Source organism: Streptomyces sp. NPDC006265, from assembly GCF_040613555.1.
Taxonomy (GTDB): Bacteria; Actinomycetota; Actinomycetes; order Streptomycetales; family Streptomycetaceae; genus Streptomyces.
The window spans coordinates 1-16,867 of the sequence record NZ_JBEXSH010000089.1; the positions used below are offsets into that span (position 1 = coordinate 1).

The window sequence follows — 16,867 nt, forward strand, 5'->3', positions numbered from 1 at the left end:
GGCGCACCCAGCGCATGCAGTACGGCGCCGCGGGCTACGCGCTGCTGCGCACGTCGAAGATGGCCCGGAAGGCGGCGGGCGGCAGTCAGGCCGGGTCGACACCCTCGGGCAGGACGGGCACGGGAAGCGGCATCGGACCCCCAACTCAGTTGCTCAGGAGAGCAGTTCGACCTCCGCCAACGTGGCCTCGCCATCGAGGACCAGGCGGTACTTCTCGTACGTACCCGGCGACCTCACGGAGAACGCGCGAGTCTGCCTGTCCCAGGTGAAGGACTCCCCGGAGCGCCGGTCCAGCGTCCGCCAGGTGGTGCCGTCGGAGGAGCCCTGGAGCGTCCATCCGGCCGGTGACTTCGCTCGGTCCGCCGACGAGGTCAGCGTGTACTGGACCGCCTCGGCGCCCTTCTGGACCGGCAGGTCCACGGAGGTCACCGCGGCGTCCGTCGCCGATGTGTCGTCGAAGAGGGCGCCGTCACCCTTCAGCACGTCCGCACGGGGCGCCGGCACCTCGTCGTCGCGGGTGATCGACACGGGCGCTGCGTGCTCGCCCGTGCCCCAGGACGACGGTCGCGAGCCCATGGCGAACTCCAGGACACCGCCCTTGGCGACCAGAGCGTGCGGCAGCGAGGTCTTGGTCCAGGTCCGGCCGTTGACCTTCAGCCCCTGGACGTAGACGTTCCTCGCGCTGTTCCGCGGTGCCTTCACCACCAGCTCGCGCCCGTTCTCCAGATGCACGGTCGCCTTGGTGAACAGGGGAGAGCCGATCGCGTACTCGCCGCCGCCCATCACCAGCGGGTAGAAGCCGAGCGACGAGAACAGGAACCAGGCCGACTGCTCGCCGTTGTCCTCGTCTCCGTGGTAGCCCTGCCCGATCTCGCTGCCCGTGTACAGCCGGGACAGCACCTCGCGGACGTTCTTCTGCGCCTTCCAGGGCTGCCCGGCCGCGTCGTACATGTAGATCGCGTGATGGGCGACCTGGTTGGAGTGCCCGTACATGCCCATCCGGACATCCCGCGCCTCGGTCATCTCGTGGATGACCCCGCCGTACGAGCCGACGAACTCGGGGGAGGCGGTCTCCGGGGTGGAGAAGTACGCGTCGAGCTTGTCGGCGAGGCCCTTGCGTCCGCCGTACAGATTCGCCAGACCCCGGCTGTCCTGCGGGGCGGTGAAGGCGTAGCCGTACCCGTTGGTCTCGGTGTAGTCGTGGCCCCACACGCGCGGGTCGTACTTCGAGGACTCCACCCGCCGGTCGCCCTCGGCGTTCCGGCCCTGGAAGAACCCGGCCTTCGCGTCGAAGAGGTTCACGTAGTCCCGGGCGCGGTTCAGGAAGTACTCCGACTCCTCCTTGTAGCGCCGCTCACCCGTCTCCTCGTAGAGCTTTCGGCCCATGCGGGAGATGCCGTAGTCGTTGAGACAGCCCTCCAGCGCCCAGGACAGGCCCTCGTGCGTCTCGGTGCTCGTGTAGCCGAGGAAGGGGGAGGTCGCCATGCCCTTGCGGCCGACACCCGAGTTCGGCGGTACGACCGTGGCGTTCTTCACGGCCGCCTCGTAGGCCGTCTTCGCGTCGAAGTCGACGCCCTTGACGTACGCGTCCGCGAACGCCACGTCCGACGAGGTGCCGGTCATGAGGTCCGCGTAGCCGGGGGAGGACCAGCGCGAGGTCCAGCCGCCGTCCTTGTACTGCTGCACGAACCCGTCGACCAGCTCACCCGCCCGGGACGGAGTGAGGAACGAGTACGCCGGCCACGTCGTCCGGTAGGTGTCCCAGAAGCCGTTGTTCACGTACACCTCGCCGTCGACGATCTTCGCGCCGGTGTGCGTCGGGGTGTCCGGGTTCGGCATGGGAGAGAAGGGCGAGGCGTACCGGTGCTTCCCGCCGACCTTCTCGAAACCGGAGTTCGGGTACAGGTACAGCCGGTACAGGCTGGAGTAGAGCGTCGTCAGCTGGTCGGGGGTCGCGCCCTCGACCTCGACCTTGCCGAGCAGCCGGTCCCACTGCCGCTGGGCGCCCTTCTTGACGGCCTCGAACGACCTGCCCTCCGGGATCTCCTGGCGGAGGTTGTCCTTGGCCTGCTCGAGGCTGATCAGCGAGGTCGCCAGGCGCAGGGTGACGGTCCGGTCGTCGGCCTTGAAGCGCAGATAACCCTTCACACCGGCCGACGAACCCTCACTCACCGGCTTGTCGAACTCGCCGTGGACGAACAGCCGGGTCGCCCCCGTGGACAGCCCGGACTTCACGTCCGAGTAGCCGGTGACGACCCCGTTCTCCTTGTCCAGGGTCAGCCCCGCCTGGTCGGTCACATTGTCGAAGAGGACACTCGCGTCGTCGCCGGGGTAGGTGAACCGCAGCGCCGCCGCGTGATCCGTCGGCGCCATCTCGGCCCTCAGCCCGTTCTCGAACCGCACCCCGTAGTAGTACGGCCGCGCGGTCTCGTTCTCGTGCCGGAAAGCCAGCTCCCGGGCCTTCCGGCCCAGCTCCGGAGTGCCGGCGGCGAGGGACGGCATCACCTGGAAGGTCTGCCGGTCGCCCATCCAGGGGCTCGGCTCGTGGCTCACGCTGAACGCCTGGATCGTCGGCAGATTGTCCGCGTTGTTGGCACGTGCGTAGTCGTACAGCCAGCTCAGCGAACCCGCGTTGGTCACCGGTGTCCAGAAGTTGAAGCCGTGCGGCACCGCCGTCGCCGGGAAGTTGTTGCCCCGGGAGAAGCCGCCGCTGGAGTTGGTGCCCCGGGTCGTCACCGCGTAGTCCGACAGATGCGCCTTCGGCCGCTCGGGCGCGACGGACTCGATGCTCACGTCGTCCAGCCAGCCCCGGAACTTCGCCGGGCCCTTGGGGGAGTCGTAGGCCACCAGGATCCGGTCCACGGTCTTCCCGGCCGCGACCGACCCGATCCGCGCCTCCACGTCGTTCCACTGGTTGACGTAGAGGATCTTCGCCGCGCCCTGCCCCTGCGGGGTCAGTGGGAAGCCGTGCTGGTCGGTGGCGCGCAGATCGCTCAGGTGGGTGCCGTCGGTGAAGGCGAGGTCGACGGAGACGTTCGTCGCGTCGTAGTCGAGGTCACCGTCCGCCATGGACGGGAAGATGCGGTAGGCCAGCCGTGTGTTCCGGCCCACGGCCACGTTCACGTCGAAGACCTTGTTGTACGAGTACGCCCGGCCCTCGGCGGTGTGCCGGCCGGCGTAACGCAGGGCGCGCTTTCCGGTGAACCCGGCGCCCGCCTTCGCGGTGGGGGAGCCGCTGGGGCCCCGGTCGACGAGCGACAGCATGTCCTGCGGGACGGGCCCGTCGGCGCCGCTCGTGGACAGCTGGAGATCGGCGAGCTGGAGGATGTCGCCACCGTTGTTCCCGCTCACGTCCAGCCGGAAGTGCCGGTACTCGCCGGGCTCGGCGAGGTCGTACGTCTTCGTCTGGACGCGCTCGGAGAAGGACTCGCCGGAGCGGGTGTCCAGGGTCTTCCAGTCCTTGGCGTCGGTGGAGCCCTTCAGGGTCCAGTCCTTCGGGTCACGCTCATCGTGATCATTGGCCGACGTCAGCGCGTAACGCACAAGTTTGACTGGTTTGTCCAGGTCGAACTCGGCCCAGCCGCTGGGCTCGAAGACGAGCCACTTGGTGCTCGGCTCGCCGTCGACGAGGTTCTCCTTCACCTCGCCGCCGCCCGTGTTCTCGGCACTGGCCCGGACGTCGGTGACCTGGTCGGTCACGTTGCCCGGTATGCCGCTGCTGTAGCCGCCGTCGACTCCCGAGGCCCGTTTGCCGCCGACGGGGGTGGTGTCGACGGTGTTCAGCCAGTCCGGAACCGGGTCGTCCGCCTCGAACGAGGAAGCGAACTCCCGGTCGGGGCTCTCGGTGGCTTCGGGCCGTGCGACCGCGACGCCCTGTGTACTCAGGGCCAAAGCGAAGGCGGTCGCCGACACGACCGCCGAACCCCATCTGTGCCGAGCTTTCCGCTGCATCAACGGGTACCCTCCCTGCGCAGTGGACAACGTTGTCACCTTCGATGCGCAAGGACCAGTAGCTGCCCAAGTGGCCGGGGGTGTCAAGGGTGTTGCCTGTGGCATTCGGGCGCGCCGACCGGGATATTTCCGGCGGAGCACCCACGGGCCGCTCATACTTCCGCGAGGTCTCAACTCGGATAAGACCCACGGCCAACCTTGTGTTCGATCTTGATCCGCTGGCGGGAAGTGGACTATACCTGTCGGGCGATTCACGCGATCCGCACGTCACCACCCGCACTTTCCTGCACGACCCAGCTTGACCCGATCGCGGTGCCGGGAAGGATCCCGTTCACCGCCTGAGTCCTGGAGAAGGCGAGGACTTGAGCATGGGATCCACTTCCGCCGAGAACCACGGCACCGAAGGTGTCGGCCGCCGCGATCTGATCAAGAGGTCGGCCGCGCTCGGTCTGATCTCCGTCCCGACCATGAGCTTCCTGTCCGCCTGCGCGAGCAGCGGCGGCGACGACAGCGGCGACAAGGCCAAGGCCGGCAAGAAGTCCGCGAAGAACCCGCTCGCCGTCAACGACACGGCCGGCATGGAATTCGTCCTGTTCGACGGCGGCTTCGGCAAGGAGTACGCAGAGGACGCCGTGAAGATCTACGAGAAGAACTTCCCCAAGGTGAAGGTGAAGTTCTCCGCCACCCAGAAGATCCAGTCCACGCTTCAGCCCCGCTTCAACCAGGGCACCCCGCCGGACCTCATCGACAACTCCGGCGCCGAGCAGATGGACATGGGCGTCCTGGTCGGCAAGGACCAGCTCACCGACCTCACCCCGCTCCTGGACGCGCCCTCCTACGACGACCCGAACAAGAAGGTCCGCGACACGCTGCGCCCCGGCATCGTGGAGATGGGCCAGTTCGACGGCGAGAAGGTCTGGATCCTGTACTACGCCTACACGGTGTACGGCGTCTGGTACTCGCAGAAGGCCCTGGACTCGCTCGACGAGCAGTACCCGGAGACCTGGGACCAGATGCTCGCGGTCTGCGCGAAGGCCAAGAAGAAGGGCATGGCGGGCTGGACGTACGCGGGCAAATACCCGTACTACATCCCGTTCTCGTTCTACCCGATGATCGGCAAGGTCGGCGGCCGCGAGGTCCTCGACGCGATCGACAACCTGGAGCCGAACGCCTGGAAGCACCCGGCCGTGAAGGCCTGCTTCGAGGCGTACTACGAGCTCTACAAGAAGGGTTACGTCCTCAAGGGCACCCCGGGCCTGGACCACATCCAGTCGCAGACCGCCTGGGCCGAGGGCAAGGCGCTGTTCATCCCGAACGGCTCCTGGGTGGAGAACGAGTCGGCCAACGTCATCCCCGACGACTTCAACCTGGCCGTCTCCGCGCCCACCGGCCTCGACTCCTCCGACAAGATGCCCTTCGGCACCATCTGGGCCTCCGGCGGCGAGCCCTTCATCGTCCCGGCCAAGGCGAAGAACGCGTCCGGCGGCATGGAGCAGCTGCGCATCATGCTCAGCGAGGCCTCCTCGAAGAACTTCACCGGCAAGGTGAAGTCGCTGACCGCGTACGACGGCGGCACCGACGGCATCTCCCTCACCCCTGGCCTCAAATCCGGCGTCGCGGCGCTGGACAAGGCAGGCGAGAACGTGGTGAATCCCCGTCTCCAGGACTGGTATGTGCAGTTGCAGAAGGAGAAGATCGGGGTGTCCGGTCTGGGCGAGATGATGGCCGGCCGCCTCACCCCGGCGGAAGCCATCAAAAAGATCCAGGGATTCGCCGACGAGGCCGCCAAGGACGACTCCATCAAGCACTACAAGCACCAGTAACAGCAACCGGAAACCCAATTCCGCAACGGCACCGGAGTGGCGATGCAGCACGGCAAGTACCGGTTCATCGTGGGCTTCCTAGCTCTGCCCCTGGGACTGTACGCGCTCTTCGTGGTCTGGCCGTTCATCCAGTCCATCTACTACTCGTTCACGGACTGGACCGGCCTGAGTCCCGAATTCAAGATGGTCGGTTTCGACAACTACAGCCGGATGCTCGACGACGACATCTTCTGGAAGTCGTTGCAGCACAGCCTGCTGTTCGCCCTCCTGTTGCCGGTGGTGACGATCAGCCTGGCGCTGTTCTTCGCCTTCATGATCAACGTAGGCGGTAGAAAACGGAGAAACGGCCCGGTCGTCACCGGTGTCCGAGGCTCCTCCTTCTACAAAATCGTCTACTTCTTCCCGCAGGTCCTCTCGATCGCCATCGTCGCGCTGCTGTTCGCGTTCGCGTACAACCCGGACAGCGGCGCGATCAACTCGCTCCTGCGCGGCATCGGCCTGGGCGATGTCCAGCCCCTCTGGCTGGGTGACCCCGATCTGGCCCTCTGGGCGGTGATGGCGGTCCTCGTCTGGTCCACGGTCGGCTTCTTCGTGGTCCTCTTCTCCGCCGGCATGGCCTCCATCCCGGCGGACATGTACGAGGCGGCCCTGCTGGACGGCGCCAACCGTTTCACCACGTTCTTCCGGATCACCCTGCCCCTCCTCTGGGACACCGTGCAGTCCGGCTGGGTCTACATGGGCATCCTCGCCCTGGGCGCCGAGTCGTTCGCGGTCGTACAGATCATGACGACCGGCCCGGGCGGTCCCGACTACTCGACCACCGTCATGGTCCTGTACGTGTACCAGAAGGCGTTCCGCGACGGCCAGGCCGCCTACGCCACCACCATCGGTGTCGCCCTGCTCGTCGTCACGCTGGCCTTCGCCGCCGTGGTGATGCGGCTGGGCCGTCGCGAGCGGCTGGAGTACTGATCGATGAAGACGACCGAAACCCCCGCCCCGCTCCCGGCCGAGTCCGGCGCGCCGATCACCAAGACGGACGTCCCGCCGCCCGCATCCCCCAAGGAGAAGAAAGAGGGCACCGTCCTCAACGTCTTCTCCCACGGCGTCCTGGTCATCTGGGCGTTCATGGTGGTCCTGCCGCTGCTCTGGGCGGTCATGACGTCCTTCAAGGACGACCGCTCCATCTTCAGCTCCCCCTGGTCGCTCCCGGACTCCCTGCACTTCGACAACTGGTCGCGGGCGTGGACCCAGGCCAACATGAGCGACTACTTCCTCAACACGGTTCTCGTGGTCGGCGGTTCGCTCATCGGAACCCTGGTCCTGGGCTCCATGGCGGCCTACGTCCTGGCCCGTTTCGAATTCCCGGGCAACCGTTTCATCTACTTCCTGTTCATCGGCGGCATGAGCTTCCCGATCATGCTCGCCCTGGTCCCGTTGTTCTACGTCGTGAACAACATGGGCCTGCTGAACACCATCCACGGCCTGATCCTGGTCTACATCGCCTACTCGCTGCCGTTCACGGTGTTCTTCCTGACGGCGTTCTTCCGCACCCTGCCGACGTCGATCGCCGAAGCGGCCTTCGTGGACGGCGCGTCCCACAGCCGCACGTTCTTCCAGATCATGCTGCCCATGGCCAAGCCGGGCCTGATCAGCGTCGGCATCTTCAACTTCCTGGGCCAGTGGAACCAGTACATGCTCCCCACGGTCCTCAACACCGACCCCGACAAACGCGTCCTCACCCAGGGCCTGGTCCAGCTGGCCGTCAGCCAGGGCTACAAGGGCGACTGGTCGGGCCTCTTCGCGGGCCTCGTGATGGCGATGCTGCCGGTGCTGGCGGCGTACATCGTCTTCCAGCGGCAGGTGGTGCAGGGGTTGACGGCGGGGGCGCTGAAGTAGCGCAGCCGAGCCACGGTACTGCCGGTACCCACGACTCGGCGCCGGTGCCGGGGCCGGGCGGGCCTGCGACCCGGCGTCGAGGGGTGCCACCGTGTCGGTGCTGGGGCCGGGGGTCCGCAACCCGGCGGTGCGGGGTGCCGCTGCGCCCACCCGTGCCGCCCCTTGCGGCACGCATGCCCGCAGCCAGGCGGCTGCGCATACCCGCAGCCGGGGGCGAGCCACGGCGCTCCCGCACCCGCGTACGGCGAGAAGGGGCCGTGCCGGGGGGTGTCCGCCCGCAGCGGTCGGCGCGTCAACGGACGGTTAGCCGGTATCCGACCTCATCGCGCCGTTCCGAGGACGGCCCACCCCCCCGGCGCGGCACCGACCGATACCCACTGCGAAGGCGTGACGAACGCGCACCCCCACCACCCGGCGTCACGCGCAGCCCCCGCGTAGCCGTCCGCGACGACATGCTCACACCCCGGAATCAGTTCAACCTCTTGACGGGAGGCAACCCGAACGGCTCAGCTTAGAGTTCACTAGTTGGACATAGACGGGGCCTCATCGAAGCGGCCCCGTGCGCAGGAGGTCGTCGTGGAGACTCCGGGGTCGCAGTCGTCGCTGCACCGAGCCAACCTGGAGCGGGTCGTACGTGCCGTGCGCCTGGCGGGCTCCCTCACCCAGGCCGAGATCGCGCGGACGACAGGTCTGTCCGCGGCGACGGTCTCCAACATCGTCCGGGAGTTGAAGGACGGCGGCACCGTCGAGGTCACCCCGACCTCCGCCGGCGGCCGCCGCGCCCGCAGCGTGTCGCTGAGCGGCGATGCCGGCATCGTCATCGGCGTCGACTTCGGCCACACCCACCTCCGCGTCGCCATCGGCAACCTCGCCCACCAGGTCCTGGCCGAGGAATCCGAGCCCCTGGACGTGGACGCCTCGTCCACCCAGGGCTTCGACCGCGCGGAACAGCTGGTCACCCGCCTGATCGAGGCCACCGGGGTGGACCGCTCCAAGATCGCCGGCGTCGGCCTCGGCGTCCCCGGCCCCATCGACGTCGAGTCCGGCACCCTCGGCTCGACCGCCATCCTCCCGGGATGGACCGGCACCAAGCCCGCCGAGGAGCTGCGCGGCCGCCTCGGCGTCCCCGTGCACGTGGACAACGACGCCAACCTGGGCGCCCTCGGCGAGATGGTCTGGGGCGGCGGCCGAGGCGTGCGCGACCTGGCGTACATCAAGGTCGCGAGCGGTGTCGGCGCCGGCCTGGTGATCGACGGCAAGATCTACCGGGGCCCCGGCGGTACCGCCGGAGAAATCGGACATATTACACTCGATGAATCCGGCCCGGTCTGCCGTTGCGGAAACCGCGGCTGCCTGGAGACCTTCGCGGCCGCGCGTTACGTGCTCCCGCTCCTCCAGTCCAGTCACGGCACCGATCTGACCATGGAAGGCGTCGTACGGCTCGCACGGGACGGAGACCCGGGCTGCCGTCGGGTGATCGCCGACGTCGGCCGCCACATCGGCAGTGGAGTGGCCAACCTCTGCAATCTGCTGAACCCGAGCCGCGTGGTCCTCGGCGGTGATCTCGCCGAGGCCGGTGAGCTGGTCCTCGGGCCGATTCGGGAGTCTGTCGGCCGCTACGCCATCCCCAGTGCGGCACGCCAGTTGTCCGTTCTCCCCGGTGCCCTCGGTGGCCGTGCGGAGGTGCTCGGAGCGCTCGCCCTCGCCCTCAGTGAGATGGGCGATTCGACCCTTCTGGACGGAACTGCTCCCGGCGCACTGCAGGCAGTCACGCCTGCCTTCACTTAGAGAACGGATGGCACCGTTGCCATCTCGTTAAGGATTTACTTCTTGACGTCGCACGTGTGGCCGAGTTGACTTCCAGCCACCTCGGCCGCAACGTCGCGGCCTCGTCAGGGAGGTTTCTAGAAGTGAACACGCGTATGCGCCACGCCGCCGTTGCTGTTGCCGCCACCGCCATGGCCGTGTCCCTCGCCGCCTGTGGCAGCGCCAAGGAGGCCGATGGCGGTAGCGACTCCTCGAAGGACGCGGCCGCCAAGAAGGGCGACAACATCAAGGTCGGTCTCCTGCTGCCGGAGAACCAGACCGCGCGTTACGAGAAGTTCGACCGGGTCCTGATCGAGAAGCAGATCAAGGAGCTCACGAACAACAAGGGCGAGGTCGTCTACGCCAACGCCAAGCAGGACGCCACGGTCCAGAACCAGCAGGTCGAGACCATGATCACCAACAAGGTGGACGTGCTGATCGTGGACGCGGTGGACGCCAAGGCCATCGCCAACTCGGTGAAGAAGGCCAAGGACGCCGGCATCCCGGTCGTCGCCTACGACCGCCTGGCCGAGGGCCCGATCGACGCCTACACCTCGTTCGACAACGAGCAGGTCGGCAAGACCCAGGGCGAGGCCCTGCTGAAGGCCCTGGGTGACAAGGCCAAGGACGGGCAGATCGTCATGATGAACGGGTCGATCACCGACCCGAACGCCGCCCTGTTCAAGAAGGGCGCCCACTCCGTGCTCGACGGCAAGGTGAAGATCGGCAAGGAGTACGACACCAAGGAGTGGAAGCCGGAGAACGCCAACAAGAACATGGAGGGCGCCATCTCCGCCCTCGGCAAGGACAAGATCGTCGGCGTCTACTCCGCCAACGACGGCATGGCGGGCGGCATCATCACCGCCCTGAAGGCCGGCGGCTTCGACAAGCTGCCGCCCGTCACCGGCCAGGACGCCGAGCTTGCCGGTGTGCAGCGCATCGTCGCCGGTGAGCAGTACATGAGCGTCTACAAGCCGTACGCCCCCGAGGCCGAGGCCGCCGCCAAGATGGCCGTCGCGCTCGCCCACGGCGAGTCGCTCGACTCCGTCGCCAAGGACAAGGTCGACAGCCCCACCACCAAGGGTGTTCCGTCCGTCCTCGTCCCGGTCGTCTCGCTGACCCAGGAGAACATCAAGGACACCGTGATCAAGGACGGCGTCTACACCGTCAACGAGATCTGCACCGGTAAGTTCAAGGCGGCCTGCGACAAGCTCGGCCTCAGGTAGGCGGTCCCGCGACTCCCGCGGGCCACACGGCCCGCGGAACGAGCGCGCACAGCTCCTCCGGCGCCCCGCACTCACCAGCCCCGCAAGCTAGGCGGGGCGCCGGGTGGAACCCTTCTCACTCTTCTGCAACAACCTCCCGCCGGGTCAGGCGGCGAAGGAGATGGTTCACGTGTCCGCTACGCCCGTGCTGGCGTTGCGCGGGGTCTCCAAGCGATTCGGTGCCGTCCAGGCGCTCACCGACGTAGAGCTTGAGGTCCACGCCGGTGAAGTGGTCGCCCTGGTCGGCGACAACGGAGCCGGAAAGTCCACGCTGGTCAAGACGATCGCCGGCGTGCACCCCATCGATGAGGGCGTCATCGAATGGGACGGCAAGGCCGTCCAGATCAACAAGCCGCACGACGCCCAGAACCTCGGCATCGCGACCGTCTACCAGGACCTCGCGCTGTGCGACAACATCGACGTCGTCGGCAACCTCTACCTCGGCCGGGAGGTCCGCAGGCGCGGTGTCCTCGACGAGGTCGAGATGGAGCGCCGCTCCCGCGAGCTGCTGCAGACGCTGTCGATCCGCATCCCCAGCGTCCGTATCCCGATCGCCTCACTCTCCGGCGGGCAGCGCCAGACCGTGGCCATCGCCCGTTCCATGCTCGGTGAGCCGAAGCTGGTCATCCTCGACGAGCCCACCGCCGCCCTCGGCGTCGAGCAGACCGCACAGGTCCTCGACCTGGTCGAGAGGCTGCGCGAGCGCGGCCACGCCGTGATCCTCATCAGCCACAACATGGCCGACGTCAAGGCCGTCGCGGACAAGGTCGCCGTACTGCGCCTCGGCCGCAACAACGGCGTCTTCGAGGTCAAGTCGACTTCGCAGGAAGAGATCATCTCCGCCATCACCGGTGCCACGGACAACGCCGTGACCCGCCGTGCGGCGCGCAGCAACGGGGAGGCTCAGAAGTGAGCATCGACAAGACCTCCACACCCACCGACGAGCACGCCGTGGAGAACCCCGAGGCCGCCGCCGGTTCCGACACCGCCGTCGACCCCCGGCTGCTCGTCCGGGAGCAGGGCTTCGCCGGCTACCTCGGCGAGTTCAAGCGCAAGATCCGCGGCGGTGACCTGGGCTCGATTCCCGTCGTCGTCGGCCTGGTCGTCATCTGCGTCATCTTCCAGAGCCTGAACCCGGCTTTCCTGTCCGCGAAGAACCTCAACGACATCTCCGTCGCCATGGTCGCGACCGGCATGATGTCCGTGGGCATCATCTTCGTGCTGCTGCTGGGGGAGATCGACCTGTCGGTCGGCTCGGTCAGCGGTGTCTCCGGGGCCCTCTTCGCCGTTCTCTCCGTCAGCCACGGGGTGAACGAATGGCTCGCTCTGCTGATCGCCGTCGTCGGCGGTGCGCTGATCGGCGCCCTGCACGGCTTCTTCTTCGCGAGGATCGGGGCACCGGCCTTCGCGGTCACCCTGGCCGGGCTGTTGTTCTGGAACGGCTTCATGCTGCAACTGCTGGGCCAGAACGGCACGATCAACATCGACAGCGACGGCGTGGTCGGGCAGCTGACCACGCATTACTTCTCCGACGTCGCCGCGGCGTACGGTCTCGCGACGCTCGCCGTCGCCGGCTACTTCGTCTCGGCGTTCCTCGACAGCCGCCGCCGTGAGGCCGCCGGCGTCCCGTCCCGGCCGCTGAGCGACGTCCTGCTGCGCACCGGTCTGCTGGCCGTCGTCGCCTTCGCCGCCGCGATCATGTTCAACCAGTACAAGGGCCTGCCCCTGGCTCTGCTGCTGTTCCTCGTCGTCCTGGTCGCCATGGACTTCCTCGTCCGCCGTACCCCGTACGGCCGCAAGGTGTTCGCACTCGGCGGCAGCGTCGAGGCGTCCCGCCGCGCGGGCATCAACGTCGTCGCCGTCCGCGTCTCGGTGTTCGCCCTCGCGGGCCTGTTCGCCGCGGTCGGAGGCCTGTTCTGGGCCTCCAAGATCGCGGCCGCCAACCAGAGCGCCGGCGCCGGCGACCTGCTGATGAACGTCATCGCGGCGGCCGTCATCGGCGGTACCAGCCTCTTCGGCGGGCGCGGCCGCATCTGGAACGCCCTGCTCGGTGTCATGGTGATCACGTCGATCCAGTACGGCCTGGCCCTTCAGGGAACCGGCGCGCCCGTCCAGTACATGATCACCGGTGGCGTGCTGCTGGCGACCGTGGTCATCGACTCGGTCACCCGCAAGACGCAGCGCACGGCGGGTCGCGCCTGACACCGTCGACCTCCGTTACCGGAACCTGTGCCCGGCACCCATGGCGGTGCCGGGCGCAGCCGTGTCGTAGAGCGGGCCGTAGCGGGGTACGGCAGATCGGGTGACGTATGACGCACCGCCCGGACACCTTCCACCGCGGCGGAACATTAGACTCGGCAAGCCCGGCAACAGCTCTACTGCAAGGAGGCACGGGTGCCGCTGCTGACCCGTATCAGGGGACCGCGCGATCTGGACCGGCTCAACCTGGAGGAGCTGAACCAGCTGGCGGAGGAGATCCGGAGCTTCCTTGTCGAAGCGGTCTCCAAGACCGGCGGTCACCTCGGCCCCAACCTCGGCGTGGTGGAGCTCACCATCGCCCTGCACCGGGTCTTCGACTCGCCCCGGGACAAGGTGCTCTGGGACACCGGCCACCAGTCCTACGTCCACAAGCTGCTCACCGGCCGCCAGGACTTCTCGAAGCTGAAGATGAAGGGCGGCCTGTCCGGCTACCCCTCGCAGGCCGAGTCCGAGCACGACGTCATCGAGAACTCGCACGCCTCGACCGTCCTCGGCTGGGCCGACGGCATCGCCAAGGCCAACCAGATCCTCGAGCGTGACGACCACGTCGTGGCCGTGATCGGGGACGGCGCGCTGACCGGCGGCATGGCCTGGGAGGCGCTGAACAACATCGCCGACGCGAAGGACCGCCCGCTCGTCATCGTCGTCAACGACAACGAGCGTTCCTACGCGCCGACCATCGGCGGCCTCGCCAACCACCTGGCGACCCTGCGCACCACCGACGGCTACGAGCGCTTCCTGGCCCGCACCAAGGAGGTCCTGGAGCGCACGCCCGTCGTCGGACGCCCGCTCTACGACACCCTGCACGGCGCCAAGAAGGGGCTGAAGGACTTCATCGCCCCGCAGGGCATGTTCGAGGACCTCGGCCTGAAGTACGTCGGGCCGATCGACGGGCACGACCTGGAGGCCCTGGAGTCCGCGCTCGCGAGGGCCAAGCGGTTCGGCGGGCCGGTCATCGTGCACTGCCTCACCGAGAAGGGCCGCGGCTACCAGCCGGCCCTCCAGGACGAGGCGGACCGCTTCCACGCCGTCGGCAAGATCCACCCCGACACCGGCCTGCCGATCGCCAGCTCCGGCGCCGACTGGACGTCCGTCTTCGGCGAGGAGATGGTCAAGCTCGGCGAGGAGCGCGAGGACATCGTCGCCATCACGGCCGCCATGCTCCAGCCCGTGGGCCTGGACAAGTTCGCCAAGCGCTTCCCCAAACGCGTCTACGACGTCGGCATCGCCGAGCAGCACGGCGCCGTCTCCGCGGCCGGCCTGGCCACGGGCGGCGTGCACCCGGTCTTCGCCGTCTACGCCACCTTCCTCAACCGTGCCTTCGACCAGGTGCTGATGGACGTGGCCCTGCACAAGTGCGGCGTCACCTTCGTGCTCGACCGGGCCGGGGTCACCGGCACCGACGGCGCCTCCCACAACGGCATGTGGGACATGTCGATCCTCCAGGTCGTGCCCGGACTGCGGCTGGCCGCGCCGCGTGACGCCGACCAGGTCCGCGCCCAGCTGCGCGAGGCCGTCGCCGTCGACGACGCGCCGACCGTGGTCCGCTTCTCCAAGGGCGCCGTCGGCCCCGCCGTGCCCGCTGTGCGGCGTGTCGGCGGCATGGACGTGCTGCGCGAGCCCGGGACCGACCGGCCGGACGTCCTGCTGGTCTCCGTCGGCGCCCTCGCGCCGATGTGCCTGGAGATCGCCGGCCTGCTCGACAAGCAGGGCATCTCCACGACCGTCGTCGACCCGCGCTGGGTCAAGCCCGTCGACGAGGCCATGGCCCCGCTCGCCGAGCAGCACCGCGTGGTCGTCACCGTCGAGGACAACAGCCGCGTCGGTGGCGTCGGCTCGGCGATCGCCCAGGCGCTGCGGGACGCCGGTGTCGACGTGCCGCTGCGGGACTTCGGCATCCCGCCGCGCTTCCTCGACCACGCCTCGCGTGCCGAGGTGTTGGCCGAGATCGGTCTCACCGCGCCGGACATCGCCCGGCAGGTGACCGGGCTGGTCGCCAAGCTGGACGGACGCTTCGAGCGCAGTGCGGCGGATGCCGTGGAGTCGGTGGAGAGCGCGCGCGACTGAAGTAGCCGACTGACGCGGCCGAACGGGTCCGAGATGGGCCGGTTTCCCCACCATGAGGGTGGTGCAACCGGCCCATTGGCGTGAATCCGCCCGTGCCGGGGCATACGAACGGTGCCACCTCTCGATCATGTCGAGGACGACGAGCGTGGGAGGTAACCCCGTGAGTAGTACCCTCTTCCGGACGAAGAAGGTCGAGCAGTCCATCCTCGACACCGAGGAACCAGAGCACGCGCTCAAGAAGTCCTTGTCCGCGCTGGATCTGACCGTCTTCGGCGTCGGTGTGATCATCGGCACCGGCATCTTCGTTCTCACCGGAACGGTCGCCAAGAACAACGCCGGGCCGGCCACGGCTCTGGCGTTCGTGGCGGCCGGCGTCGTCTGCGCCCTGGCCGCCCTCTGTTACGCCGAGTTCGCGTCCACGGTCCCCGTCGCCGGGTCCGCCTACACGTTCTCGTACGCCTCCCTCGGTGAACTGCCCGCCTGGATCATCGGCTGGGACCTGGTTCTGGAGTTCGCGCTCGGTACGGCGGTGGTGGCCGTCGGCTGGTCCGGCTACATCCAGTCGCTCATGGACAACGCGGGCTGGAACATGCCGGCGGCCCTCGGCAGCCGCGAAGGCGCCGACGTCTTCGGCTTCGACATCCTCGCCGCCGCGCTCGTCCTCGTCCTCACCTGCATCCTCGTGGTCGGCATGAAGCTGTCCGCGCGGATCACGTCGATCGTCGTCGCCATCAAGGTGACGGTCGTCCTCGTCGTGATCATCGCGGGCGCGTTCCTCATCAAGGCCGACAACTACGACCCGTTCATCCCCAAGGAGCAGCCCGTGGAGGCCGGGGCGAGTCTCGACTCCCCTCTGATCCAGCTCATGTTCGGCTGGGCACCCTCCAACTTCGGCGTGATGGGCATCTTCACCGCCGCCTCGGTCGTGTTCTTCGCCTTCATCGGCTTCGACGTCGTTGCCACGGCCGCGGAGGAGACCAAGAACCCGCAGCGCGACATGCCGCGCGGCATCCTCGGCTCCCTCGTCATCTGTACGACGCTGTACGTCCTCGTGTCGATCGTCGTCACCGGCATGCAGAACTACAGCGAGCTGTCCGTCGACGCCCCGCTCGCCGATGCCTTCAAGGCCACCGGGCATCCGTGGTACGCGGGCTTCATCAGCTTCGGCGCCGCGGTCGGCCTCACGACGGTGTGCATGATCCTGCTGCTGGGGCAGACCCGTGTGTTCTTCGCGATGAGCCGGGACGGGCTGCTGCCGCGGTTCTTCTCGCACGTCCACCCGCGGTTCAAGACGCCGCACCGGCCGACGGTCCTGCTCGGCGTGATCATCGCGGTCCTCGCCGGGTTCACGCCGCTGACGGAGCTGGCCGCGCTGGTGAACATCGGCACGCTGTTCGCCTTCGTGGTCGTCGCCATCGGCGTCATCATCCTGCGTAAGAGCCGCCCCGACCTGCCCCGGTCCTTCCGCACGCCGTGGGTGCCGGTCCTTCCGATCCTGTCGGTGTGCGCCTCCCTGTGGCTGATGATCAACCTGCCGGCCGAGACGTGGGTCCGCTTCGGCATCTGGATGGCCGTCGGCTTCCTCGTCTACTTCCTGTACGGCCGTACTCACAGCCGTCTCGCACGCCGCGAAGCGGGCGAGGAACAGCCGAGCGCCTAGGCTCCGCCGGGCTGGGGGCGCCTTCTCGCCGGGTGGTGGGTCGGGTCCGCGCCGGGGGGGGCCGTCCTCGGAACGGCGCGATGGGGCCGGATACGGACTGACCGTCCGTTGACGCGCCAAACGCTGCGGGCGGACACCCC

The 16,867-nt window shown here is 68.0% G+C and carries 10 protein-coding genes; 9 read left to right on the forward strand and 1 reads right to left on the reverse strand.

The window, feature by feature from the left end; all coding sequences use genetic code 11:
• Positions 1-153: 153 nt before the first annotated feature.
• Positions 154-3,951 carry a GH92 family glycosyl hydrolase gene (locus ABZ281_RS10640; protein ID WP_356654109.1) on the reverse strand — a complete coding sequence of 1,266 codons (3,798 nt, stop codon included), beginning with the start codon at positions 3,949-3,951 and terminating at the stop codon, positions 154-156.
• A gap of 368 nt (positions 3,952-4,319) precedes the next feature.
• Here ABZ281_RS10640 and ngcE point away from each other — a divergent pair, with 368 nt between their 5' ends.
• From ngcE to ABZ281_RS10685, 9 genes are all read left to right on the forward strand, one after another.
• Complete coding sequence (gene ngcE, locus ABZ281_RS10645) at positions 4,320-5,774, forward strand: N-acetylglucosamine/diacetylchitobiose ABC transporter substrate-binding protein (protein ID WP_356654111.1); 1,455 nt, start codon at positions 4,320-4,322, stop codon at positions 5,772-5,774.
• A 42-nt stretch (positions 5,775-5,816) separates the two neighbouring features.
• Positions 5,817-6,743 (forward strand): sugar ABC transporter permease, encoded by a 927-nt coding sequence (locus ABZ281_RS10650; RefSeq protein WP_142158443.1) that lies wholly within the window; start codon positions 5,817-5,819, stop codon positions 6,741-6,743.
• 3 nt (positions 6,744-6,746) lie between these two features.
• The gene (locus ABZ281_RS10655; RefSeq protein ID WP_356654113.1) at positions 6,747-7,670 is read left to right on the forward strand and encodes a carbohydrate ABC transporter permease; all 924 of its coding nucleotides are present in this window, start codon (positions 6,747-6,749) and stop codon (positions 7,668-7,670) included.
• A 576-nt stretch (positions 7,671-8,246) separates the two neighbouring features.
• A complete protein-coding gene (locus ABZ281_RS10660; RefSeq protein WP_356654115.1) occupies positions 8,247-9,458 on the forward strand; it encodes an ROK family transcriptional regulator in 1,212 nt (403 codons plus the stop codon).
• Between the two features lie 134 nt (positions 9,459-9,592).
• Positions 9,593-10,702, forward strand: a complete 1,110-nt coding sequence (locus ABZ281_RS10665; RefSeq protein WP_356654123.1) for a substrate-binding domain-containing protein — start codon at positions 9,593-9,595, stop codon at positions 10,700-10,702.
• A gap of 160 nt (positions 10,703-10,862) precedes the next feature.
• Complete coding sequence (locus ABZ281_RS10670; protein WP_221755181.1) at positions 10,863-11,654, forward strand: ATP-binding cassette domain-containing protein; 792 nt, start codon at positions 10,863-10,865, stop codon at positions 11,652-11,654.
• Complete coding sequence (locus ABZ281_RS10675; RefSeq protein ID WP_356654117.1) at positions 11,651-12,943, forward strand: sugar ABC transporter permease; 1,293 nt, start codon at positions 11,651-11,653, stop codon at positions 12,941-12,943. Before ABZ281_RS10670 ends, ABZ281_RS10675 begins: the two co-directional genes overlap by 4 nt.
• Before the next feature lie 192 nt (positions 12,944-13,135).
• The gene (dxs, locus tag ABZ281_RS10680; protein WP_356654119.1) at positions 13,136-15,067 is read left to right on the forward strand and encodes a 1-deoxy-D-xylulose-5-phosphate synthase; all 1,932 of its coding nucleotides are present in this window, start codon (positions 13,136-13,138) and stop codon (positions 15,065-15,067) included.
• A gap of 160 nt (positions 15,068-15,227) precedes the next feature.
• Positions 15,228-16,727 carry an amino acid permease gene (locus ABZ281_RS10685; RefSeq protein ID WP_356654121.1) on the forward strand — a complete coding sequence of 500 codons (1,500 nt, stop codon included), beginning with the start codon at positions 15,228-15,230 and terminating at the stop codon, positions 16,725-16,727.
• Positions 16,728-16,867: the final 140 nt, after the last annotated feature.

Coding starts and splice junctions, on each gene's coding strand:
- ABZ281_RS10640 (WP_356654109.1), bottom strand. CDS start 3,951: ATGCAGCGGAAAGCTCGGCACAGATGGGGTTCGGCGGTCGTGTCGGCG.
- ngcE (WP_356654111.1), top strand. CDS start 4,320: ATGGGATCCACTTCCGCCGAGAACCACGGCACCGAAGGTGTCGGCCGC.
- ABZ281_RS10650 (WP_142158443.1), top strand. CDS start 5,817: ATGCAGCACGGCAAGTACCGGTTCATCGTGGGCTTCCTAGCTCTGCCC.
- ABZ281_RS10655 (WP_356654113.1), top strand. CDS start 6,747: ATGAAGACGACCGAAACCCCCGCCCCGCTCCCGGCCGAGTCCGGCGCG.
- ABZ281_RS10665 (WP_356654123.1), top strand. CDS start 9,593: ATGCGCCACGCCGCCGTTGCTGTTGCCGCCACCGCCATGGCCGTGTCC.
- ABZ281_RS10670 (WP_221755181.1), top strand. CDS start 10,863: ATGGTTCACGTGTCCGCTACGCCCGTGCTGGCGTTGCGCGGGGTCTCC.